1 protein-coding gene is annotated in these 732 nt (G+C 61.3%); it reads left to right on the top strand.

Going from position 1 to position 732, the window contains the following annotated elements; translation table 11 throughout:
• The first annotated feature begins 274 nt into the window (after positions 1-274).
• Positions 275-625 (top strand): hypothetical protein, encoded by a 351-nt coding sequence (locus AAFX91_RS42180; protein ID WP_245476638.1) that lies wholly within the window; start codon positions 275-277, stop codon positions 623-625.
• Positions 626-732 lie beyond the last annotated feature (107 nt).

The raw sequence follows: 732 nt of genomic DNA, 5'->3' as shown, positions 1-732 counted from the left end.
TGGTGGCTACGATGAACCAGAAATCCTCCCTCCGCAAAATCCTTCAATTTGTCTCAAAGGTCTCGACGGCGAACACCCTCCCTAGCCTCCCTACATAACCGGACAGTTAGAGACAGTCCACCGCTGCGGGGGGGCGCCTTGTTCCCTTCGCAAATGCGATGTTATCTCGAAAAGCTTGTGGTTGCGCGTCCACGTTCAATTGCGAAAGACATCGTCACGAACATTGTCATCTGGTAACCAAGTAACAGTTGGCCGCACACAAGGAGACGAACCCATGGAAAAGGTCGCGCCGTTCGGAGCCGCCATCCTCATCCTGCTTCTGACTACTCCGCCGGGCCACGCCGGCCCCTGCGAGGATTCGATCGTGCGCGTTCAAGCCCAGGCCGATGCCGCCATCGAGAAGCGCGCCGGCGCCGGAGGTTGGCAGAAGGAGAGTCTCGACGCGACGCGCAACTACCAGCCGACGCCGCGATCGATCGCGGCCTCAGAAGGCAAATATGGGCGGCGTCTGCAACGCGTGCTCAATGCGCTCGACCTTGCGCGTGCCGCCGATCGCGCAGGGGATGTGGCGCAATGCAATGCGCAACTCGACAAGGCAACGCGCGCGCTCGCGGCAGCGCGATGAGCGGTCACACGCGGCCGCACGTCGCGCGGAGGCCTAGTGGTCTATCACAGTGATTTTGACTCTTTGGGGGTGGCTGGATAGGCGCGGCCGAGTTTGGCGCGAGCTTT

It is taken from the genome of Bradyrhizobium sp. 31Argb (assembly GCF_043638955.1).
In the GTDB taxonomy this organism is placed as follows: Bacteria; Pseudomonadota; Alphaproteobacteria; order Rhizobiales; family Xanthobacteraceae; genus Bradyrhizobium.
The sequence above is the reverse complement of the archived record's forward strand: the minus strand, read 5'-3'. Positions and strand labels throughout refer to the sequence as shown.